Raw genomic sequence first — 22219 nt, 5'->3', positions numbered from 1 at the left:
CCCAACGACTCACCCGCAGCCCGACCCAACCCAATCTGCTCCCGCTCCAACGGACTCAACCTCGACGCCATAACCACCCCAACGAAGATCACCAAAAGGGGTGTTGCAACCACCGGTTGAGCCCGCCATACGAACGGAAACTGTCCAAGATCTGCTGTGGCATGGGCGTTTCGGTCGCTCGCTCACGCCGGTTGACCGGGGTCAGGCCAATCCGGCGCGCCGCAGGGCTTCCGCCATCGCGTCGTTGGCCGGTGCCGGCGCGCCCTGCCGCTGCTGCCCGCCGCGACCACCCTGCCCGCCACGACCGTCTTGTCCGCCACGACCGCCTTGTCCGCCGCGACCACCCTGTCCGCCGCGAGCACCTGGCTCGCCACGGCCGCTCTGCTGGCCGCCGCGACCGCCCTGCGGACCACCGGCTGCGCCCCGACCGCCCTGCGGCGCGCGCTGCGCCGGGCCGCCACGCCCCTCCTGGCTCGTCCGACCACCACCGCCGCCACCACCGGCGGCGGGCTCGTCGTCCAAGCGCAGGGTCAGCGAGATCCGCTTTCGGGGTACGTCCACGTCGAGCACCCGGACCTTGACCACGTCGCCGGACTTCACCACCTCGCGGGGGTCCTTCACGAAGGTCCGGGACATCGCCGAGACGTGCACCAGACCGTCCTGGTGCACCCCGACGTCGACGAACGCGCCGAACGCGGCCACGTTGGTCACCACGCCCTCCAGCACCATCCCCGTCGTCAGGTCGCTGATCTTCTCCACCCCTTCGACGAAGGTGGCGGTGCGGAACTCCGGGCGGGGGTCCCGGCCCGGCTTCTCCAACTCGGCGAGGATGTCAGTGACGGTGGGGAGGCCGAACCGGTCGTCGACGAAGTCGGTGGCCCGCAGCCCGCGCAGGATGCCGCTCTTGCCGATCACCGAGCGCAGGTCCTGCCCGGTGGTGGAGAGGATGCGGCGTACCACCGGGTACGCCTCGGGGTGCACGCTGGAGGAGTCCAGCGGGTCGTCGCCACCGGGGATGCGCAGGAAGCCGGCGCACTGCTCGAACGCCTTCGGCCCGAGCCGGGCCACCTTCTTCAGTTCGGTACGCGTACGGAACGGCCCGTTGGCGTCCCGGTGCAGCACGATGTTCTCGGCCAGGCCGGCGCCGATCCCGGAGACCCGGGTCAGCAGAGGTGCGGAGGCGGTGTTGACGTCCACCCCGACCGCGTTCACGCAGTCCTCCACGACCGCGTCCAGCGACCGGGACAGCTTCACCTCGGACAGGTCGTGCTGGTACTGACCGACGCCGATCGAGCGCGGGTCGATCTTGACCAGCTCCGCGAGGGGGTCCTGGAGGCGGCGGGCGATGGAGACCGCGCCGCGCAGCGACACGTCCATCCCGGGCAGCTCCTGCGACGCGTACGCCGAGGCGGAGTAGACCGACGCGCCGGCCTCGGAGACCATCACCTTGGTCAGGTTGAGCTGCGGATGCCGGGCGATCAGATCACCGGCGAGCTTGTCGGTCTCGCGGGACGCCGTGCCGTTGCCGATCGCGATCAGCTCCACCCCGTGCGCCCCGGCCAGCCGGGCGAGGGTCTCCACCGACGCGTCCCACTGCCGGCGCGGCTCGTGCGGATAGATGGTGTCGGTGGCGACCACCTTGCCGGTGGCGTCCACAACGGCCACCTTCACGCCGGTCCGCAGGCCCGGGTCCAGGCCCATCGTGGGCCGGGTGCCGGCCGGCGCGGCGAGCAGCAGGTCCCGCAGGTTGGTGGCGAAGACCCGGACGGCTTCCTCCTCGGCCGCCTGCCACAGCCGCATCCGCAGGTCCGCGCCGAGGTGGATGAGGATCCGGGTACGCCACGCCCAGCGGACCGTGTCGGTCAGCCAACGGTCGGCCGGGCGGCCCGCGTCGGACACCCCGAACCGGCCGGCGATGGCCGCCTCGTACCGGGTCGGGCCGGTCGGTACGGCGTCCGCCTCGCCCGCCTCCTCCGATTCCATGGTCAGGTCGAGCACGCCCTCCTTCTCGCCCCGGAACATCGCCAGGATCCGGTGCGAGGGCAGCTTCGGGTACGGCTCGGAGAAGTCGAAGTAGTCGGCGAACTTCGCGCCGGCCGCCTCCTGGCCCTCGCGTACCCGGGAAACCAGCCGGCCCCGCGACCACATCTGCTCGCGCAGCGTGCCGATCAGGTCGGCGTCCTCCGCGAAGGTCTCGATGAGGATGGCCCGGGCGCCCTCCAGCGCGGCGGCGGCGTCGGCGACGCCCTTCTCCTCATCGACGAACCCGGCGGCGGTGGCACGGGGGTCCTGACCCGGGTCGGCCAGCAGCGTCTCGGCCAACGGCGCCAACCCGGCCTCGCGGGCGATCTGCGCGCGGGTCCGCCGCTTCGGCTTGTACGGGAGGTAGATGTCCTCCAGCCGGGACTTCGAGTCGGCGGCCATGATCTGCGCTTCCAGTGCCTCGTCCAACTTGCCCTGGCCGCGGATCGACTCCAGCACCGCGGCCCGCCGCTCGTCCAGCTCGCGCAGGTAGCGCAGCCGCTCCTCCAGGGTGCGCAGCTGGGTGTCGTCGAGCAGGCCGGTGGCCTCCTTGCGGTAGCGGGCGATGAACGGCACTGTGGCGCCGCCGTCGAGCAGCTCCACGGCCGCCCGCACCTGACGCTCGGCCACGCCGAGCTCGTCGGCGATCCGCTGATGAACAGACTGGGTCACGATCTCGATCCGCCTTCGACTCGATCCGCCTTCAAAGAGCGGGTACGCCTGCATTCTGCCGGGCGTGCCCCGGCGCTGTCGCCGCGCCCGGCCGGGGCGGGGGAGCGAACGACCGCGCCCGGCCGGGGTGACCGGCGGCGGTCCCGTCGGGCCTGCGCTAGCGTGGCGATCATGGAATCTGCTGCGGAGCCGCGCGCCCGGCGGCTCTTCGGCGGCAGCGCCCGAGCCCTCGGCGACCTCACGGCCAACCCGTTCCGTGCCGACCGGGACCGGATCGTCGGCTCGCCGTTCTTCGCCCGCCTCGGTGGTGTCACCCAGGTGATCAGCCCGGTCGGCTCCGGGCTGCTGGTGCACAACCGGCTCACCCACAGCCTGAAGGTCGCCCAGGTGGCCCGAGCGGTCGCCGAACGGTTGAGCGCCGACGAACGGTGGCGTGACCTGCTGGACAAGCTCGGCGGCTGCGACCCCGACGTGGTGGAGGCGGCGGCGCTCGCCCACGACCTCGGCCACCCACCGTTCGGGCACCTGGGGGAGCGGGTGCTGGACCGGCTGGCCCGCCAGCGTCTCGGCCTCTCCGACGGTTTCGAGGGCAACGCGCAGTCGTACCGCATCGTCACCAGCACCGAGATCCGCGGCGCGGCCACCACCGGGTTGGACCTGACCGCGGCGGTCCGCGCGGCCATGCTGAAGTACCCGTGGACCCGCCTGGACCACCCCGACCCGCACCCGCGCACCATGGACCCGCCGCCGCGTGGCGCCACCCCTCCGCCGGACGACCCGGAGAGCGGCTCGTCGAAGTTCGGCGCGTACCGGACCGAGCTGGACGACCTGCGGCAGGCCCGGGCGCCGTTCGCCGGTCGCATCCCGGACTGGCAGCAGACCGTGGAGGCGTCCGTGATGGACACCGCCGACGACATCGCGTACGCCATCCACGACGTGGAGGACTTCTACCGGGTAGGGGTGCTCCAGCAGGGTTCGGTCTCCGCGGAGTTGATGGCCTGGCAGCGCGAGAGCGGGCAGCTGCGGGCGATCACCGACGCGGCGCTCGCCACGGCCGCCCGGCGACCCGGGGCGGCGATCGAGCGGCTACGCCGGCAACTGCACCGCAAGGACGCCTGGATCGCCGACGACGACGCGTTCGCCGCAGCCGTCGAGCACGTCCGCGAGGAGTTGGTGGACGGGCTGCTCGCGATGCCGTTCGACGGCTCGATCGAGGCCGAGCAGTACGTGGCCCGGTTCTCCGCCCGCTGGTCCACCCGCTTCGTCGAGGCGATCACGGTCACCGAACAGCCGTCGGTGCGCTCCGGGCACGTGCTGCTGGGCTGCGCGCAGTGGCACGAGGTGCAGGTGCTCAAGTTCGTCCACCACTGGTTCGTGCTGGCCCGCCCGGATCTCGCCCTGCACCAGCGCGGCCAGGCCCGGCTGCTGGGCACCCTGGTCGAGGCGCTCTGGGAGTGGCTGCTCGACCCGGAGGAGGAGTCCCGGCTGCCCCGGCGGCTGCACGACCTGGTCGAGCTGGCCGAGGCGGAGCTGCACCCGCGTACTCCGGACCGGATCGGGCGTGCCCGGGGCCGAGCCATCGTGGACTTCGTCGCGCAACTCACCGACGGTCAGGCGGTGGCCATGCTGGACGCGCTCTCCGGCCGGTCCGGCGCGCTCTGGACCGACGCCTTCGTGCTCTGACCCGACGTCAGGCGAGGCCTGCGACGACCTGCCTCAGGCGATGCCTGCCTGGCCTGACTCAGGCGATGCCCGCCACGCCTGACTCAGGCGACGGCCTGCCACCAGCCGTCGACGGCGGGCGGGTCGTCGACCACCACCCGCTCGCCCGGCCGGGGAACGGCGAGCCGCACGTCGCGGGCCTTCGCTTCGGCCCACAGCCGGTCGACCGGCTCGGACCAGTCGTGCAGGGCCAGGTTGAACGTCGCCCAGTGCACCGGCACGAACAGCCCACCGCGCAGGTCGAGGTGGGCGCTGACCGCCTCCTCCGGGAACATGTGGATCGTCGGCCAGGCCCGGTCGTACGCGCCGATCTGCATCAGCGTCACGTCGAACGGCCCGTGCTCGGCGCCGATCTCGGCGTACCCGTCGAAGTAGCCGGAGTCGCCGGTGTAGAAGACCTTGCGGTGCGCCCCGGCCACCACCCACGAACTCCAGAGCGTGCCGTCGCGGCGCAGCCCTCGGCCGGAGAAGTGCTGGGCGGCGGTGGCGGTGATCTCCAAGCCGGCCACCTGGTGCGACTCGGACCAGTCCAGCTCGATGATCCGTTCGGCGGGTACGCCCCAGCGGTCCAGGTGTGCGCCCACGCCGAGCGGCACCAGGAACGGCGCGGACTGCCCGGCGAGCAGCGCCCGCACGGTGGCCATGTCGAGGTGGTCGTAGTGGTCGTGCGAGATCAGGATGGCGTCCAGTGGGGGCAGCTCGTCGATGCCCACCGGTGGCTCGTGCAGCCGGCGCGGGCCGACCAGGCCCGAGGGGGAGCACCGCTCGCTCCAGACCGGGTCGAGCAGCACCCGCCGGCCCTCGATCTCGATCAGGGTCGAGGCGTGGCCGTACCAGACGATGTTGAGCTCGTCGGTGGTGTCGGTGGCCTCCGGCCCGCCGGCGCTGGGGCGCAACAGCGGGACGGCCACGGTCGGACGTCGCTTCTGCTTGCCGAAGATCAGCTCGCGGACCAGGTTGCGCCCCGGCTCGGCGATCATCGTGCGGGTGCCGGCCCGATTGTGGAAGGTGCCCTCGCGGAACTGCGGCGAGCGGGCCGCCCGTTCGGCCCGCGCCCCGCTGAGCCGGCCACCCAGCGCCGCCGGCACATCCCGGGCGACCCAGGCCAGGCCGGCCAGCGCGGCCAGGCCAGCGGCGCCCCGCATCCGCCGCCCGAGCGACCGTTCGACGTCCGTGTTCTGCGCTCGTGCCATTGCCGTCCCTCCGACGTGTCCGCCCTACACGGTAGTCACCCGGACCGACCCGTGCCTCGGTGGTTGCCACGCCGGGTCGGTCGCCGGCAGCGGCGACCGACCCGGGACGGAATCAGGGGGCGCCTAGCCGCCGTTGCTGGGGCGCCGGGCGGTGATCCGGAACGTCCTGCCCACGCCCGCGATCCGGTCCACCGCGGCCAGGAACTTCGGGCCCATGGCGGCCCGGGCCTGCACCGCCGGGTGGGTCGCGCCGAAGTCCTCCGGGTTGGCCTGCCCGTCGGCGAAGAGGGCGTAGGTGAGCACCGCCGCGCCGGAGCGGTCGAAGATCACGCCGGCCTCGTGCCGGGCGTCGGCGTACCAGCCGGCCTTGGTGGCGATCCGGGCCCGCTCGTCGGAGGACATGGTGCGCCGGATGCCGTCGGTGAACGCCACCGGGGAGCGCAGGATGCCCAACAGGTACGTCGTCGAGGCGGGGGAGAGCAGCGTGCCGGCGACCAGGGCGCGCAGCAGGTCGTGCGTCTCCCGGGGGGTGCTGGTGCCGAGGAAGAACCGGTTCGGGTTGGCCACCGGCTGGACCTGGGTGTTCGGGAAACCCTTGGCGACCAGGATGGAGTTGATCTCGGCGGCCGGGGCGACCAGCCCGCACAGCCGCACCGCCGTGTCGTCCGAGACGGTCAGCAGGTTGGCCAGCACATGCCCGATGGTCACCAGGCTCGGGTACGCGCCGTCCAGGCTGAAGATGCCGTCACCGCCCGGTACGACGATCGTCGAGCTCACCTCGACCTGCTGGTCCAGGGTGAGCAGCCCTCGGTCGACCTTGTCGAGCACCGCCGTGGCGACGGCGATCTTGTTGACGCTGTACGCCTCGATCCGCCGGTCCGCGTCAGCCTCGACCGCTACCACCGGCGCACCGGCCGGGTCGGCGACGCTGACGTACGCCTGCCAGTTGCCGCCGGCCTCGGCGCTGTGCTTGGTGAAGACGGAGGCGACCCGGCGGGCGGCCCGAGCGGGGGTGGTCGGCGACGCCTCGGTGGTCTCGGCGGCGCTCGCCGGGGCGGCAGCGCCCAGCACCGTGCCGGCGGTGGCCACAGTGCCCAACCCGAGTGCCGTTCTGCGGTTCAGTCGCATGGTCAATCGTCTCCCCGATCGTGGTGTGCCAGAGCGCTTGCTGGCCCACCACCCTAGGCGAGTTGATCGATGCACGATGCCCCCGAATTTGTCCCGAACAGTCCCGAACAGGTCAACCGAACCGTCGGCGCAGTGCGGCGCCCACCGCAACCACCGGCCCGGACACGAGTTGCCGCAGGTCTGGCAGGTGGCCGCCGCGTACCGCCTCGCCGGCCGGGTTCGCGGCGAAGACCGAGCCGTCGTGCGCGGCGACCGACCGTCCACTCAGGCCCGTCGCCCGCATCAACGGCCCGACGAGGACGTCGTAGGCCCCCGGCAGTACGGTGAAGCCGGCCCGCAGGACTATGTTGAGCCGGCCCACCGACACCTCCCGGCGGGGCCGGTCCACACAGTCCACGATGGCCCGGGCCACCCGCTGCGGGCCGGCGACCGGCGGCGGAGGTCGCCCGATCCGGCCCAGGTAGTTGGCCGCCTGCTGGTACACCGGAGTGTCCACGCTGCCCGGGTTGACCAGACACAGCCGGATCTCCGGGCTGTCGCGCAACTCCTGCTGCACCGTCCGGGCCAGACCCTGCAACCCCCACTTGCTCGCCACGTACGCGCTCATGTACGGCGCGGTGATGTGTCCGAGCACCGAACCGGTGAGGATCACCGTGCCGGCCCCGGTGGCCCGGAAGTGCCGCAGTGCCACCCGCACCGAGCCGGCCGCGCCGAGCAGATCGGTCCGTACCACCTGGTCGAAGACCCGTTCCGGCAACTCGTCGAAGCGACCGTAGGCCATCACCGCCGCCGTGTGCACCCACACGTCGATGCGGCCGAAGCGGTCGATCGCGGCGTCCGCGAGCGCGTCCAGGGCGTCCGGCTCGGTCACGTCGGTCGGCACGGTCAGCACGTCGACGTCGGCGCACTCCTTGCGTACCTCGGCCAGGGTCGTGGTGGCGCGAGCGGCGAGGACCAGGCGGTCGCCGCGCTCGGCGAACGCCCGGGCCGTCGCCCGGCCGATCCCGCTGCTCGCGCCAACGATCACGACCACCCGGCTCACGGCACTCTCGCACTCATGGTTCGAGCACGACCTTGATGCAGCCGTCCTCCTTCTTCTGGAACATCTCGTACGCCTGCGGCGCCCGGGCCAGCGGCAACCGGTGGGTACGCAGGTCCTCCACGCCCAGCGGGTCGTCGTCGCCGGAGAGCAGCGGCAGGATCTCGTCGGTCCACCGGCGCACGTGGCACTGCCCCATCCGCAACTGGATACCCCGGTCGAACATCTCCATCAGCGGCATCGGGTCCGCCTCGCCGCCGTACACCCCGGACAGCGACACGGTGCCGCCACGGCGAACCGCCTTGAGCGCGGCGTGCAGGACGGACAGCCGGTCCACGCCCGCCCGGTCGGTCATCGTCTGGGCCAGTTTGTCCGGCAACAGCCCGGCGGCGGTCTGGGCCAACTTCCCCGCCGGCGAACCGTGCGCCTCCATCCCGACCGCGTCGATCACCGCGTCCGGGCCGCGGCCGTCGACCAGATCGATCAACGCGCCCGGCACGTCGGACAGCTGGCTCACGTCGAGCACCTCGATGCCGTGCCGGCGGGCCAACTCCAGCCGCTCGGGAACCAGGTCCAGCCCGATCACCCGGCCCGCGCCGAGGTGGCGGCCGATCCGCGCGCAGAACTGCCCGACCGGACCCAGGCCGAAGACGGCCAGGGTGCCGCCTTGTGGGGTGTCCGCGTACTTCACCGCCTGCCAGGCGGTGGGCAGAATGTCGGACAGGTAGAGGTAGCGCTCGTCCGCGCCGGTCTGCGGGATCTTGATCGGCCCGAAGTGGGCCTGCGGGACGCGCAGGTACTCGGCCTGCCCGCCCGGCACCGAACCGTAGAGCGAGGTGTAGCCGAACAGGGACGCGCCCTTGCCCTCGCTGGTGACCTGGGTGGTCTCGCACTGCGCGTAGAGCTGGCGCGAGCACATCCAGCAACTGCCGCAGGCGATGTTGAACGGCACCACCACCCGGTCGCCCGGCTTGAGCCCGGTCACCTCCGACCCGACCTCCTCGACGATGCCCATCGGCTCGTGACCCAGGACGTCACCCGGCTTCAGGTACGGCCCGAGCACCTCGTAGAGGTGCAGGTCGGAACCGCAGATCGCGGTCGAGGTGATCTTCACGATCGCGTCGGTCGGCTCCTCGATCCGAGGGTCCGGCACCTCCTCGACCCGTACGTCCCGCTTGCCCTGCCAGGTGAGCGCCTTCATGTCCCTCATCCCCTTCACGCTGCCGTCTCGAAAGACTGCTACCCGCGCTCGGGCACTTGAACCGGCGGCCTGTCCCTGGCGTGTCTCTCGAACCGGCCTCGGGCTGGCCTCGGCCGGAGTCGGGTTGATCCACTCGGGTTCCTTGAAGTCGCGGTATCCGAGGCCCGCCAACCGGCCGACTTCCTGAAAGCCGAGTGGATCATGCGATGCGAGGCGGGTGAGGCGGGGCGCGACGGGGAAGGCCGGGCGCGACGGGTGCGGAGCTGTCGGCGTACCCCAGGAGGAACGCGACCTGCGGACGAACCGTGACCAGGGTCAGGGCTGGGGCGACCGTCCCCGGCGCAGGGATCAAGCCTGACCGCCCGGAGCCGGGGACGGTCGCCCCAGCCCCCCACCGCGAGCAGAGACCGCCGTACCCCCGAGGAAAGCGGGATACGGCGGTCTGGTGTGGTACGGCGGACCCTCAGGAACCGGGGGTGTTGTTGGCTCCCTTGGCGGTGGCCGCGAGGTAGTCGCGGTTGAGCCGGCCGATGGTGTTCAGCGGGATGCCCTTCGGGCAGGCCGGGGTGCATTCGCCGGCGTTGGTGCAGCCGCCGAAGCCGGCCTCGTCGTGCGCGTCGACCATGCCGATCACCCGGGTGTAGCGCTCGGGCTGGCCCTGCGGCAGCAGCGAGAGCTGGGTGAGCTTGGCGGCGGTGAAGAGCATGCCGGAGCCGTTCGGGCAGGCTGCCACGCAGGCGCCGCAGCCGATGCAGGCCGCCGACTCGAAGGCGGCGTCGGCGTTGGCCTTGGCCACCGGGGTGGAGTGGGCTTCGGGTGCGCTGCCGGTCGGCGCGGTGACGTAGCCGCCAGCCGCGATGATCTTGTCGAAGGCGCCCCGGTTGACGACCAGGTCCTTGACCACCGGGAAGGCGCTGGCCCGCCATGGCTCGATGTCGATCGTCTCGCCGTCCTTGAACTGCCGCATGTGCAGTTGGCACGCGGTGGTGCCGCGTTGCGGCCCGTGCGCGTCGCCGTTGATCATCAGGCCGCACATGCCGCAGATGCCCTCGCGGCAGTCGTGGTCGAACGCCACCGGGTCCTCGCCCGCGAGGATCAGCCGCTCGTTGAGCACGTCGAGCATCTCCAGGAACGACATGTCCGGGGACACGTCGTCGACCGGGTAGGTCACCATCCGACCCTTGTCCTCAGGGCCCTTCTGGCGCCAGATGCGCAGGGTCAGGTTCACTTGTAGCTCCGCTGCGTGGGGTGGACGTATTCGAACTTCAGGTCTTCCTTGTGCAGCACCGAGGGCTCGCCGTCGGCGGTGAACTCCCAGGCTGCCACGTACGCGAACCGGTCGTCGTCGCGCTGCGCCTCACCGTCGGGGGTCTGGTGCTCGGCCCGGAAGTGGCCGCCGCAGGACTCCTCGCGGTGCAGGGCGTCGATGCACATCAGCTCGGCCAGTTCGAAGAAGTCGGCCACCCGGCCGGCCTTCTCCAGCGACTGGTTGAGTTCCTCGCCGGTGCCGGACACCTTGACCCGCTGCCAGAACTGCTCGCGCAGCGCACGGATCTCGTCGATCGCCTTGCGCAGCCCGGCCTCGCTGCGCTCCATGCCGCAGTGTTCCCACATGATCTGGCCCAGTTCCCGGTGGAACGAGTCCACGGTCCGGTCGCCGTCGACAGCGAGCAGCCGCTGGACGCGGTCCTCGACGTCGGTGCGCGCCTCGACGGCCGCCGGGTGGCTGGCGTCGACCTTCTCCAGCGGACCGGAGGCCAGGTAGTTGGCGATGGTGGTGGGCAGCACGAAGTAGCCGTCGGCGAGGCCCTGCATCAGCGCCGAGGCGCCGAGCCGGTTCGCGCCGTGGTCGGAGAAGTTCGCCTCGCCGATCACGAACAGGCCGGGGATGTTCGACTGGAGGTCGTAGTCGACCCACAGGCCACCCATCGTGTAGTGCACGGCGGGGTAGATGCGCATCGGCACCTCGTACGGGTCCTCGCCGGTGATCCGCTCGTACATCTCGAAGAGGTTGCCGTACTTGGCCTCGATGGCCTTGCGGCCCAGCCGGCCGATCGCGTCGGCGAAGTCGAGGTAGACACCGAGCTTGGTCGGCCCGACGCCCCGACCCTCGTCGCACACGTTCTTCGCGGCGCGGGAGGCGATGTCGCGGGGGACCAGGTTGCCGAAGGAGGGGTAGATCCGCTCCAGGTAGTAGTCCCGCTCGTCCTCCGGGATGTCCTTCGGGCTGCGGTCGTCACCCTTGGTCTTCGGCACCCAGACCCGGCCGTCGTTGCGCAGCGACTCGCTCATCAGGGTCAGCTTCGACTGGTGGTCGCCGGAGACCGGGATGCAGGTCGGGTGGATCTGCGTGTAGCAGGGGTTGGCGAAGTACGCGCCCTTGCGGTGTGCCCGCCAGGTGGCGGTGACGTTGCAGCCCTTGGCGTTGGTGGAGAGGTAGAAGACGTTGCCGTAGCCGCCGGACGCGAGGACGACGGCGTCGGCCATCTCGGTGCTGATCTCGCCGGTGATCATGTCCCGGACGACGATGCCCCGGGCCTTGCCGTCCACCAGTACCAGCTCCAGCATCTCGTGCCGGGTGTTCATCTCCACGTTGCCCAGGCCGATCTGCCGCTCGAGAGCCTGGTACGCGCCGAGCAGCAGCTGCTGGCCCGTCTGGCCCCGGGCGTAGAAGGTGCGCTGCACCTGGGCGCCACCGAAGGAGCGGGTGTCCAGCAGGCCGCCGTACTCGCGGGCGAACGGCACCCCCTGGGCGACGCACTGGTCGATGATGTTGACCGATACCTCGGCGAGCCGGTGCACGTTCGACTCCCGGGAGCGGAAGTCGCCGCCCTTGACGGTGTCGTAGAAGAGCCGGTGCACGGAGTCGCCGTCGTTGCGGTAGTTCTTCGCCGCGTTGATGCCGCCCTGTGCCGCGATGGAGTGCGCCCGCCGTGGGCTGTCCTGGTAGCAGTAGGACTTGACGTGGTAGCCCTGCTCGGCCAGGGTCGCGGCGGCGGAGCCGCCGGCCAGGCCGGTGCCGACCACGATCACCGTCATCTTGCGGCGGTTGGCGGGGTTGACCAGCTTGGCCTCGAAGCGCCGGGTCTCCCAACGCTTCTCGACCGGGCCGGCGGGAGCCTTGGTGTCGGCGATCGGGTCGCCCTCGGTGAAGAGTTCCATGTCAGGACACCAATCCGGTGAGTACGGCGAACGGGACCACCAGGTACCCGGCGCAGAGCAGCACGGCGAAGATCAGAGCCGCGATACGAGCCCTGCGCTCGCCGCGGGGCGTCTGCTGGCCGAGGCTGCGGAACGCGCTGAACGCGCCGTGGCGCAGGTGGAAGCCCACCGCGAGGATGGCGAGCGTGTAGAAGAGCGTGACGTACCAGCGCTCCGGGGCGAAGTCGGCGACGACGTTGCCGTACGGCTTGCTGGCGTCGCCGACCGGGTTCAGCGTGCCGGTGGTCAGGTCCAGCAGGTGGTAGATCACGAAGAGCAGGATGATCACGCCACCCCAGCGCATCGTGCGGGCCGCGTAGCTGCCGTTGACCTTCTTGCGGTGGGCGTACTTGACCGGGCGGGCGGCGCGGGCCCGCCGGGCCAGCACGGTGGCGGCCACGATGTGGGCGACGACCGCCACGACCAGCACGGTGCGCAGGATCCACAGGAACCAGACGCCGGGCAGCAGTGGCTTGCCGATGTCGCGCAGCCAGTGCGCGTAGTGGTCGAACGAGGTCTCCCCCGTGAACACCTTCAGGTTGCCGAGCATGTGGGCGATGAGGAACAGCGCCAGCAGGATGCCCGTCACCGCCATGACGGCCTTGAGGCCGACGTTCGAGCGGATGGGCGACCGAGTTTTCGTCATTACCACGCAACCGACGCTAGGAGCACTTCGATCAGTCGTCCAATGCATCAAACTCGCAGTGTTAATAGCCGTAGGCTATGTAGATGCAGCTCCATCAGCTCCGGTACTTCGTCGCGGTGGCCGAAGTACGACATTTCACCCAAGCCGCCGACCTCGTAGGCATCACTCAGCCTTCTCTCAGTAAGCAAATTCACGCTCTGGAGACCGACCTCGGAGCACCCCTGTTCGAGCGGGTAAGGGGCAACATCGCACTCACGGCAGCGGGTGAGGTGCTGCTGCCGTTGGCCACCCGGATCCTCGCCGACGTGGACACCGCCACCCGCGAGGTACAGGAACTGGTGGGGTTGCGCCGTGGTCGGGTCCGGCTCGGCGCCACCCCGAGCCTGGCCACCTCGCTCGCCCCGCCGGTGCTGCGCCGGTTCCGCGACGCTTACCCCACGGTCGACCTCAAGGTCGAGGAGGGTGGCTCCCAGGACCTGGTGCGCGACCTGCTCCGCGGCGACCTCGACCTGGCCCTCATCATCATGCCGGCGCAGGGGGCCGATCCCGGGCTGCGGGTCGACCCGATCCTGCGGGAGAGCCTGGTGGTGGCCTCGGTGGGGGAGGTGGCGACCGCGTCGCTGACCGGGGAGCTGCGGATCACCGACCTGCGGGACCAGCCGATGGTGATGTTCCGGGAGGGGTACGACCTGCGCGACGCGACCATCCAGGCGTGTCGGGAGGCGGGCTTCGAACCCACCTTCGCGGTGGACGGCGGCGAGATGGACGCGGTGCTCAGCTTCGTCGAGGCGGGGCTCGGCATCGCTCTCGTGCCCGGCATCGTGCTGGCTCGCCGGCCGGGCGTGCGGATCACCCCGCTCGCCCCGCCCGGGGTGCGGCGGACCATCGCGGTGGCCCGTCGGCGTGACGTCGTACCCACCCACGCCGGTCGGGAGCTTCGGCGCATCCTGCTCGACTACATCCAGTCGGCGATCGACCGGGGCGAGCTGCCGCCGGGCGTGGAGCCACTGACCTGACCCGCCGGGGCCCGGCACCGCGAAGAGGCCGGACGGGGCCGCCGCCGCGAAGAGGTCGGCAGCGGCCCAGCCGTCGGCTCAGCGACCCTCGGCGTCGTCCATCGCGCGGTAGATCCGCTGCTCCGAGACGGGGTACGGGGTGCCCAGCGCCTGGGCGAAGACGTTCACCCGCAACTCTTCGATCATCCAGCGGATCTGCCGGACGGCCGTCTCCTGGCGGCGGGCCGGCGACAGGTTGGCGAGCAGGTCGGCGTACTCCTTCTGCACCACAGCGATCCGGTCCTGCTGCTGGCGGTCCCGCTGCGGGTTGCCGCCCAGCCGCTCCAGCCGACGCTCGATGGCGGTGAGGTAGCGCAGCAGGTCGGGCAGGCGCGCGTACCCGGTCTCGGTGATGAAACCGGCGTGCACCAGCCCGGCGAGCTGGCTGCGGATGTCGGCCAGCGCCGCCACCACGGCGAGGTTGCGGGTCGCACCGAGCCGTTGCTCGACGGCGTACGCGGCGGCGAGGACCTTGCGGACCCGGTCCATCACCTCGACGACGGTGTCGACCAGGTCGGCGCGGACCTTCTCGCGCAGGGCCGCGAAGCCGTCGGCGTCCCACGCCGGCCCGCCGGCCACACCGATCAGCCGGTCGATGGCGGCGCCCGCCGCGTCCTCGATCAGCTCCTGCACGCCGCCGTGCGGGTTGCGGCTCAACGCCAGCTTCGCCTCGTTGTCCAGCCGCCCCTGCAGGAACCGCGCCGGGGACGGCACGGTCAGCCGCAGCAGCCGGCGGGTGCCGGCCCAGTGCGCCGCCTCCGCCTCGGCGGGGGAGTCGAACACCTTCACCCCGACCGTGGCGCCCTCGTCGACCAGCGCCGGGTACGCGGTGACCGCGTAACCGGCGCGGACCTGCTCGATGGTGCGGGGCAGCGTGCCGATGCTCCACTCGCGCAGGCCCGTCCGGGCCACCTCCGGTGCGGCGGCCGCCACCACCTGGCGTACCTCCTGGCGGAGTTGGCGTTGCAGGGCCGGCAGGTCCTTGCCCTCGGCGACCGGCTTCTCGTCGTCGCCGAGGACCCGGAAGGTCACCCGCAGGTGCGCCGGGAGCTTGCCCGGCTCCCAGGCGTCGCGGGGCACGGTCACCCCGGTCATCCGGCGCAGCTGCCGGGTGAGCGCGTCCAGCAGCGACTCCTCGCCGGGAGTGATCGCCGCCAGGGCGGCCCGGGCGTAGTCCGGCACCGGGACGAAGTTGCGGCGGATCGCCTTGGGCAGCGAGCGGATCAGCGCGATCACCGTCTCCTCGCGCAGCCCAGGCACCTGCCAGTCGAAGGTCTCCGCCGGCACCTGGTTGAGCAGCGGCAGCGGAATGTCCACCGTGACGCCGTCGTCCGGCGTGCCCGGCTCGAACCGGTAGGTCAGCGGCAGGCGCACTCCGTCGGCCTGCCACTCGTCCGGGTAGTCGTCCTCGTCCACCCCCGGTCGGCCGTCGTTGATCAGCAGGTCACGGGTGAAGGTGAGCAGGTCGGGTTGCTCGCGGCGGGTCTTCTTCCACCAGCTGTCGAAGTGCCGGCCGGAGGACACGTCGGCCGGGATCCGCTGGTCGTAGAAGCCGAAGATGGTCTCGTCGTCGACCAGGATGTCCCGGCGTCGGGCCCGGCTCTCCAACTCCTCGATTTCGGCGAGTAGCCGCTTGTTGTCCGCCCAGAACTGGTGGTGGGTCTGCCAGTCGCCCTCGACGAGGGCGTGCCGGATGAACAGTTCCCGGCTCAGCGTCGGGTCGATCCGCCCAAAGTTGACCTTGCGAGAGCTGACCAGCGGGACGCCGTACAGGGTGACCTTCTCGTAGGCCATCACCGCGGCCTGCTTCTTCTCCCAGTGCGGTTCGCTGTAGCTGCGCTTGACCAGGTGTTGCGCCAGCGGCTCGACCCACTCCGGCTCGACCCGGCCGGCGATGCGCCCCCACAGCCGGGAGGTCTCCACCAACTCGGCGGCCATCACCCAGCGCGGCGGCTTCTTGAACAACGCCGACCCGGGGAAGAGCGCGAACTTCGCTCCCCGCGCCCCCAGGTACTCGTGCTTCTGGGCGTCCTTCAGGCCGATGTGCGACAACAGGCCGGGCAGCAGCGACTGGTGCACCTTCGGGGTGTCGATCTCCTCCGGCAGGTCCGCGCCACCCCGGCGGCCCCGGCCGGCGTCCGCGTCGTCCGAGGTGTCGCGCGCCGGCCGCCCGCCACGCCGGTCGCCGTCAGACGGGGTACGCAGCACCTGGCGCAGTTGGCTGACGATGTCCTGCCACTCGCGGATGCGCAGGTAGTTCAGGTACTCCGCCTTGCACATCCGGCGGAATGCGCTGGAGGACAGCTCCCGCTGCTGTTCGCGCAGGTAGCGCCACAAATTGAGGTACGCGACGAAGTCCGACTCCTTGTCGGCGAACCGGGCGTGCGCCTGGTCGGCCTGAGCCTGCTTCTCCGCCGGCCGCTCCCGGGGGTCCTGGATGGAGAGCGCGGCGGCGATCACCAGCACCTCGGTGGCGCAACCGTTGCGTTCGCCCTCGACCACCATCCGGGCCAGGCGCGGGTCGACCGGCAACTGGGCCAGCCGCCGGCCGAGCGCGGTGAGCCGCTTCGCCGGGTCGGCCTCGGTCGGGTCCAACGCGCCCAGCTCGTGCAGCAGGTTGACGCCGTCGGTGATGTTGCGCTTGTCCGGTGGGTCGATGAACGGGAACGCGGCGAGGTCGCCGAGCCCGATCGCGGTCATCTGGAGGATGACCGACGCCAGGTTGGTCCGCAGGATCTCCGGGTCGGTGAACTCGGGCCGGGATCCGAAGTCCTGCTCGTCGTAGAGGCGGATGCAGATGCCGTCCGAGGTACGGCCACACCGGCCCTTGCGCTGGTTGGCCGACGCCTGGGAGATCGGCTCGATCGGCAGCCGCTGCACCTTGAGCCGGCTGGAGTAGCGGGAGATGCGGGCGGTGCCCGGGTCCACCACGTACTTGATGCCGGGCACGGTCAGCGAGGTCTCCGCGACGTTGGTGGCGAGCACCACCCGGCGCGAGGAGTGCGCGGCGAAGACCCGGTGCTGCTCGGCGGAGGAGAGCCGCGCGTACAACGGCAGGATCTCGGTGCCGAGGAGCGTTCGCTTCTTCTGCACCAGCTTGCCCAGCGCGTCGGCGGTGTCCCGGATCTCCCGCTCACCGCTGAGGAAGACCAGGATGTCGCCGGGGCCCTCGGCGGCCAACTCCTCGACGGCGTCGCCGATCGCCTGGATCTGGTCGCGGACGGTCTCCTCGTCGCCGTCGCCGTCCTCCTCGCCCTCGGCGAGCTCGACGAGGGGCCGGTAGCGCACCTCCACCGGGTAGGTACGCCCCGAGACCTCGACCACCGGCGCGGGCACGCCGTCGGGCTCGTCGGCCGTGGGTGGCCCGGCGAAGTGCCGGGCGAACCGGTCGGTCTCGATGGTCGCCGAGGTGATGATCACCTTGAGGTCGGGTCGTCGGGGCAGCAGCTCCCGCAGGTACCCGAGGATGAAGTCGATGTTGAGGCTGCGCTCGTGCGCCTCGTCGATGATCAGCGTGTCGTACTGGCGCAACATCCGGTCGGTCTGCAACTCGGCCAGCAGGATGCCGTCGGTCATCAGCTTCACCAGGCTGCGCTCGCTGACCTGGTCGGTGAAGCGCACCTTGTAGCCGACCACGTCGCCCAACTCGGTGCCCAGCTCGTCGGCGATCCGGTCGGCCACCGTCCGGGCGGCCAACCGTCGGGGCTGGGTGTGCCCGATCAGGCCGTGCACCCCGCGCCCCAACTCCAGACAGATCTTGGGGATCTGGGTGGTCTTGCCGGAGCCGGTCTCGCCCGCCACGATCACCACCTGGTGATCGCGGATGGCAGCGGCGATGTCGTCCTTGCGCTCACTGACCGGCAAGCCCACCGGGTACGTGATCACGGGCACCGCCGCCTGCCGGGCGGCGAGCCGCTGCTCGGCCCGGACCAGGTCGGCGGTGATCTCGGTCAGCGCCGCCTCCCGACGCTGCGGGTCGCGCAGCTTGCGGGCACCATCCAGTCGCCGCTGGAGCCGGCGCTGGTCGCGGAACATCAGAGGTGTGAGGCGGCGGTGCAGCTCGCGAACGGGGTCGGACGCGACGGAGGCGGTTGGATTCTGCATGTCGTGCCCAAGGATAGGCAGCCCGGCGGCGCACCGCCCCTGGGTTACCGAGCGGCCGGCTCCCCGACGGCCACCTCCGGTCCCTTGACGGCCACGAGCGGGCCCTAGAGTTGGCGGCCGACGTCGAGCGCTGGGGGAGCCGGATGGAGATGCGCGACACCGACCGCGCGTTGGTGCAGGCCGCAACGGCGGTCTCCAAGCTGCGCTGCCGCAGCCGGCACCACACGGTCGCGTCGGCGGCCCGGACCGCGGACGGGCGGGTCTTCACCGGCGTGAACGTCCAGCACGCCACCGGAGGGGCCTGCGCGGAACTTGTCGTGATCGGCACGGCCGCCACGCAGGGCGTCACCGCGCTGGAGACGATCGTCACGGTCGCCGACCGTGGCCGCGAGGTCGTCGCGCCCTGTGACCGGTGCCAGCAGGTGCTGCGGGACTACTTCCCGGAACTGCGGGTGGTCGTCGGCCCGATGGACGCCCTGCGGGTGGTCCCGCTCGATGAGGTGCCGGCGGAGACCGGCAGCGGCTCGGCCGGCTGACCGGGCCCGGGTCAGTCCCCGGAGGCTGCCTCCAGCATCGACTGCGGCACCGGCACGCCCTCGAAGCGCAGGGTGCCCTCCGGTAGCAGCCACGACGTGACCCGCGCGACCAGGCGACCGGCCCGCACGGCGGGGTCGTTGGCGAACAGCGCGCGTGCCTCGTCCGGGGCGATGGACAGCACCACGAAACCCCGTAGCTGCTCGTCGTCTGGGTGCAGGAACGGGCCGGCCGCGAGCACCAGCCCCTGCTGCACGAGGCCCGCCTGATGGGCCAGGTGCGTGTCCCGCAACCGGTCGATCGCGTCCTGCGGCAGCTCCGGCGGATCCGACGGCCGGGTCAGCAGGACGACCGTGTGCTGGTCGAATCGCATGCTCCCACCCTATGAGGCGAATGTCCCTCTTCTGGGTGTCATCCGCCATCTGTCCGTCCTGTGGTCGTCCGCGAATCTCATTCTCATATCGAGGTTCGGAGCGACTGGGAGGTGCGGCATGGTCACCAGACGCCGGCTGCTCGCGGCCGGTGCCACCGGCGGCGCGGCGGCGCTGATGCCGGCGGGCTGGGCGGCCTCGGGCCGGGCGCTCGCCGCGGCAGCGTCGCTGGACGCCCGTGACATCCCGAAGTACGTCACGCCGCTGCGGATCCCCCCGGCCATGCCGACGGCGGCGACCGATCCCGAGTGCGACACGTACGAGATCGCGGTGCGACAGTTCCGCCAGCAGATCCTGCCGCCCTCGTGGCCGCGCACCACAGTGTGGGGTTACGGCTCCACCGCCCACCCTGGCAGCTTCGGCTACCCGGCGCCCACCATCATGGCCCGGGTGGGCCGACCGGTCCGGGTGACCTGGGTCAACCAGCTCGTCGACGACCGGGGCGACCACCTGCCGCACCTGCTGCCGGTCGACCCCACCCTGCACTGGGCCAACCCGGCCGGTGGCATCGAGTTCCGGGACCGTCATGGGCAGTGGGACGGCAGCCCGCAGGGGTATCGCGGGCCGGTGCCCCAGGTGGTGCATCTGCACGGCGCGCACAGCTCCCAGGAGAGCGATGGGCATTCCGAGGCGTGGTATTTGCCGGTCGTCCGCGACCTGCCGCCCGGCTTCGCCGTGTCCGGCAGCGCGTACCGGGAGTTCCGGTCGCGGTTCGCCGAGCGGTCCGGCCTGCGCTGGGCGCCGGGCTCGGCCACCTTCGAGTACGCGAACGACCAGCGGCCGTGCACCCTCTGGTACCACGACCACACGCTCGGGCTCACCCGGGAGAACGTCTACGCCGGGCCCGCCGGGTTCTACCTGCTCGGCGGCGACGACCTGGCGGACGGCGTACTGCCCGGCCCGACGCCGACCCGGGATGATCCGCCGAACGCCTCGTACCACGACATCCCGCTGATGATCCAGGACCGCAGCTTCACCGCGGACGGCGAGTTGCACTACCCGACTCGGTACTCCGGCGGCGGCGACGGGCCGCCGACCTGGGTGCCCGGGTTCTCCGGCTCCACCATGGTGGTCAACGGCCGTACCTGGCCCACGCTGACCGTGCAGCGCCGGCGCTACCGGTTCCGGCTGCTCAACGGCTGCAACAGCCGATTCCTCCTGCTCAGCGTGACCGCGAACGCCACCGCCCGGCCGGCCCGGCCGGTGCTGCCGGTCTGGCAGATCGGCAGCGACGGCGGCTTCCTGCCGGACCCGGTGCCGCACGAACGCGTGTCACTCGGCCCCGCCCAGCGGGTCGACGCGATCGTCGACTTCACCGACGTTCCGGCCGGCACCGAGCTGTACCTCGTCAACGAAGGGCCGGACGGGATGTACGGCGGCGGTCGCCCCGGGGTGGACTTCCCGCCGGCCGACCCGCAGACCACCGGGCAGGTGCTGCGGTTCGTGGTCACCGACGCGACCGGCGCGGACCCGAGCGTCCCACCGGAGCAGCTACGGCTCCCGTCACACCCTCGGCTCGGAGCGGCTCAACGGGTACGCCGGTTGTCGCTCAACGAGCGCAGGTCCGGCGGGTCGACGGTCATGCTGCTCGGCGTCCTCGACGAGCGTGGTCGGGGTCTGCCGTTGCGCTGGAGCGACCCGGCGACCGAGCAGCCCACCCTCGGCGACACCGAGGTGTGGGAGGTGCGCAACTTCACCCACCACGTGCACCCGGTCCACCTGCACCAGGTCCAGTTCGAGCTGCTCGGGCGGGGGCACTCCGGCAGGGCGCAGCCGGACCCCGGGGATCGGGGGTGGATGGACACGGTGCTCGCGTACCCGTGGGAGGTGACCCGGATCAAGGCGCACTTCGACCTCCCGGGTCGGTACGCCTGGCACTGCCACCTTCTGGAGCACGAGGACAACGAGATGATGCGACCGCTGAACGTGCTGCCGCGCGGTGGCGCGGCGGCCGGGGACGGTGGCTCGTCGGACGGGGCGGGGAGACCCGGGACGGCATCGACAGACGCCGGTTAGGCCCCTTTCTGCAGCTCGGCTAAGGTTAGGCGAACCTAAGCATGAACGTGCAGGAGACTCGTGACGACCCTCGCCACCCGGCCGACCCTGGCCCGTAACCGGTCCGGCACCCGTACCGGCCGCCGGGTGGCCGTCACCGTCGGGGCCGCGCTGGTGCTGCTGCTCACCGTGCTGGCCAGCTTCGCGCTCGGCAGCCGACAACTCGGCGTCGACCAGGTCTGGCACGCGCTCGTGGCGCCGGACGGCAGCGACGCCAGCACCATCGTCCGCGAGCTGCGGATGCCCCGGACCGCGCTCGGCCTCGCGGTCGGGCTCGCGCTCGCCGTGGCCGGGGTGCTGTTCCAGGCGCTCACCCGCAACCCCCTCGCCGAGCCGCGCATCCTCGGCATCAGCGCGGGCGCGTCGTTCGGGGTGGTGCTCGCGATCTCCGTCTTCGGCGTCGGCACGCTCGCCGGGTACGTCTGGTTCGGCATCGCCGGGGCCCTGATCGCCGGGCTGCTGGTCTTCGCCATCGCCACCCGCGCCCGCGAGGGCGCCAGCCCGGTCACCCTCGCGCTGGTCGGCGCGGCGCTCGACGCCAGCCTGGCCTCCGGGGTGTACGCGCTGCTCAGCATCGACGCCCGCACCTTCGAGGAGTACCGCTTCTGGGTGGTCGGCGGGCTGGCCGGACGGGACCTGTCGGTCGCCGCGCAGGTGCTGCCGTTCGTCCTCGTCGGGTTGGTGCTGGCCGCGCTGGTGGCCCGGGGCCTGGACGCGCTGGCCCTCGGCGACGACGTGGCCCGTGGTCTCGGCCACCGGATCGGTCTGGTCCGCCTCGGTGGTGGCCTCGCCGCCGTGCTGCTGACCGGTGCCGCGGTGGCCGCCGCCGGACCTGTCGCGTTCGTCGGGCTGGCCGTGCCGCACCTGGCCCGCGCCCTGGTCGGCGCGGACCACCGCTGGACCCTCGCCGTCTCTGCCCTGCTCGGGCCGGCGCTGCTGCTCGCCGCCGACATCGTCGGTCGGCTCGTCGCCCCGCCGGGTGAGATCCCGGCCGGGATCGTCACCGCGCTGATCGGCGCGCCACTGCTGGCCGTGCTGGTCCGCCGCGCCCGGGTGGTGACCGCGTGACCACCACCCAGCGCCTCCCGGACCCCACCGACCCGCCCCGCCCGTCGAGCCTGGACGGCTCTCCTGACACGGCTGCCCACGCTGGCTCGGTGCCGGCTGCGGTGTCCGGCGCTGGCTCGGCGCCGGACACCGCAGCCGGCACCGAGCC

At 71.8% G+C, this 22219-nt stretch carries 15 protein-coding genes; 5 read left to right on the top strand and 10 right to left on the bottom strand.

From position 1 onward, the window contains the following. Positions 1-201: 201 nt before the first annotated feature. Positions 202-2694: a Tex family protein gene (locus DLJ58_RS06510; RefSeq protein WP_208740893.1), complete on the bottom strand. Its 2493-nt coding sequence runs from the start codon at positions 2692-2694 to the stop codon at positions 202-204. Positions 2695-2865: 171 nt separating this feature from the next. Between DLJ58_RS06510 and DLJ58_RS06505 the strand changes: the two genes are divergently transcribed. Then, complete coding sequence (locus DLJ58_RS06505) at positions 2866-4377, top strand: deoxyguanosinetriphosphate triphosphohydrolase family protein (protein ID WP_124854311.1); 1512 nt, start codon at positions 2866-2868, stop codon at positions 4375-4377. 83 nt (positions 4378-4460) lie between these two features. Here DLJ58_RS06505 and DLJ58_RS06500 read toward each other — a convergent pair whose 3' ends face one another. The 7 genes from DLJ58_RS06500 to DLJ58_RS06470 all read right to left on the bottom strand — a co-directional run bounded on the left by DLJ58_RS06500 (position 4461) and on the right by DLJ58_RS06470 (position 12824). After that, positions 4461-5609: an MBL fold metallo-hydrolase gene (locus DLJ58_RS06500; protein WP_124854310.1), complete on the bottom strand. Its 1149-nt coding sequence runs from the start codon at positions 5607-5609 to the stop codon at positions 4461-4463. Between the two features lie 123 nt (positions 5610-5732). After that, a complete protein-coding gene (locus DLJ58_RS06495; protein ID WP_244218815.1) occupies positions 5733-6737 on the bottom strand; it encodes a serine hydrolase in 1005 nt (334 codons plus the stop codon). A 112-nt stretch (positions 6738-6849) separates the two neighbouring features. Further along, positions 6850-7770 carry an SDR family NAD(P)-dependent oxidoreductase gene (locus DLJ58_RS06490; RefSeq protein ID WP_244218814.1) on the bottom strand — a complete coding sequence of 307 codons (921 nt, stop codon included), beginning with the start codon at positions 7768-7770 and terminating at the stop codon, positions 6850-6852. 22 nt (positions 7771-7792) lie between these two features. After that, positions 7793-8977, bottom strand: coding sequence for a zinc-dependent alcohol dehydrogenase (locus DLJ58_RS06485; RefSeq protein ID WP_124854313.1), 1185 nt, complete (start codon positions 8975-8977; stop codon positions 7793-7795). A gap of 463 nt (positions 8978-9440) precedes the next feature. Then, a complete protein-coding gene (locus DLJ58_RS06480; protein WP_124854307.1) occupies positions 9441-10205 on the bottom strand; it encodes a succinate dehydrogenase/fumarate reductase iron-sulfur subunit in 765 nt (254 codons plus the stop codon). Beyond that, on the bottom strand, positions 10202-12139 hold the full coding sequence (locus DLJ58_RS06475) for a fumarate reductase/succinate dehydrogenase flavoprotein subunit (protein WP_124854306.1): 1938 nt from the start codon (positions 12137-12139) through the stop codon (positions 10202-10204). Before DLJ58_RS06475 ends, DLJ58_RS06480 begins: the two co-directional genes overlap by 4 nt. A gap of 1 nt (position 12140) precedes the next feature. After that, positions 12141-12824 carry a succinate dehydrogenase cytochrome b subunit gene (locus DLJ58_RS06470; protein ID WP_124854305.1) on the bottom strand — a complete coding sequence of 228 codons (684 nt, stop codon included), beginning with the start codon at positions 12822-12824 and terminating at the stop codon, positions 12141-12143. A gap of 83 nt (positions 12825-12907) precedes the next feature. On the opposite strand from DLJ58_RS06470, the gene DLJ58_RS06465 reads away from it, so the two are divergent. Then, a complete protein-coding gene (locus DLJ58_RS06465; protein WP_124854304.1) occupies positions 12908-13840 on the top strand; it encodes a LysR family transcriptional regulator in 933 nt (310 codons plus the stop codon). Between the two features lie 78 nt (positions 13841-13918). Here the strand turns inward: DLJ58_RS06465 and hrpA are convergent, their stop codons facing one another. After that, entirely contained in the window at positions 13919-17983 is a 4065-nt protein-coding gene (gene hrpA / locus DLJ58_RS06460; RefSeq protein ID WP_124854303.1) for an ATP-dependent RNA helicase HrpA, read from the bottom strand. Between the two features lie 143 nt (positions 17984-18126). On the opposite strand from hrpA, the gene DLJ58_RS06455 reads away from it, so the two are divergent. Then, the gene (locus DLJ58_RS06455; protein WP_124854302.1) at positions 18127-18519 is read left to right on the top strand and encodes a cytidine deaminase family protein; all 393 of its coding nucleotides are present in this window, start codon (positions 18127-18129) and stop codon (positions 18517-18519) included. 11 nt (positions 18520-18530) lie between these two features. On the opposite strand, the gene DLJ58_RS06450 is transcribed toward DLJ58_RS06455, so the two are convergent. Then, positions 18531-18890, bottom strand: coding sequence for a YciI family protein (locus DLJ58_RS06450; protein WP_124854301.1), 360 nt, complete (start codon positions 18888-18890; stop codon positions 18531-18533). Positions 18891-19008: 118 nt separating this feature from the next. Here DLJ58_RS06450 and DLJ58_RS06445 point away from each other — a divergent pair, with 118 nt between their 5' ends. Together DLJ58_RS06445 and DLJ58_RS06440 are read left to right on the top strand one after the other, a co-directional pair. Further along, positions 19009-20964 (top strand): multicopper oxidase family protein, encoded by a 1956-nt coding sequence (locus tag DLJ58_RS06445; RefSeq protein WP_124854300.1) that lies wholly within the window; start codon positions 19009-19011, stop codon positions 20962-20964. 60 nt (positions 20965-21024) lie between these two features. Further along, entirely contained in the window at positions 21025-22071 is a 1047-nt protein-coding gene (locus DLJ58_RS06440; protein ID WP_124854299.1) for a FecCD family ABC transporter permease, read from the top strand. Positions 22072-22219 lie beyond the last annotated feature (148 nt).

Source organism: Micromonospora arida (assembly GCF_003857035.1).
GTDB classification, from domain to species: domain Bacteria; phylum Actinomycetota; class Actinomycetes; order Mycobacteriales; family Micromonosporaceae; genus Micromonospora; species Micromonospora arida.
The sequence above is the reverse complement of the archived record's forward strand: the minus strand, read 5'-3'. Positions and strand labels throughout refer to the sequence as shown.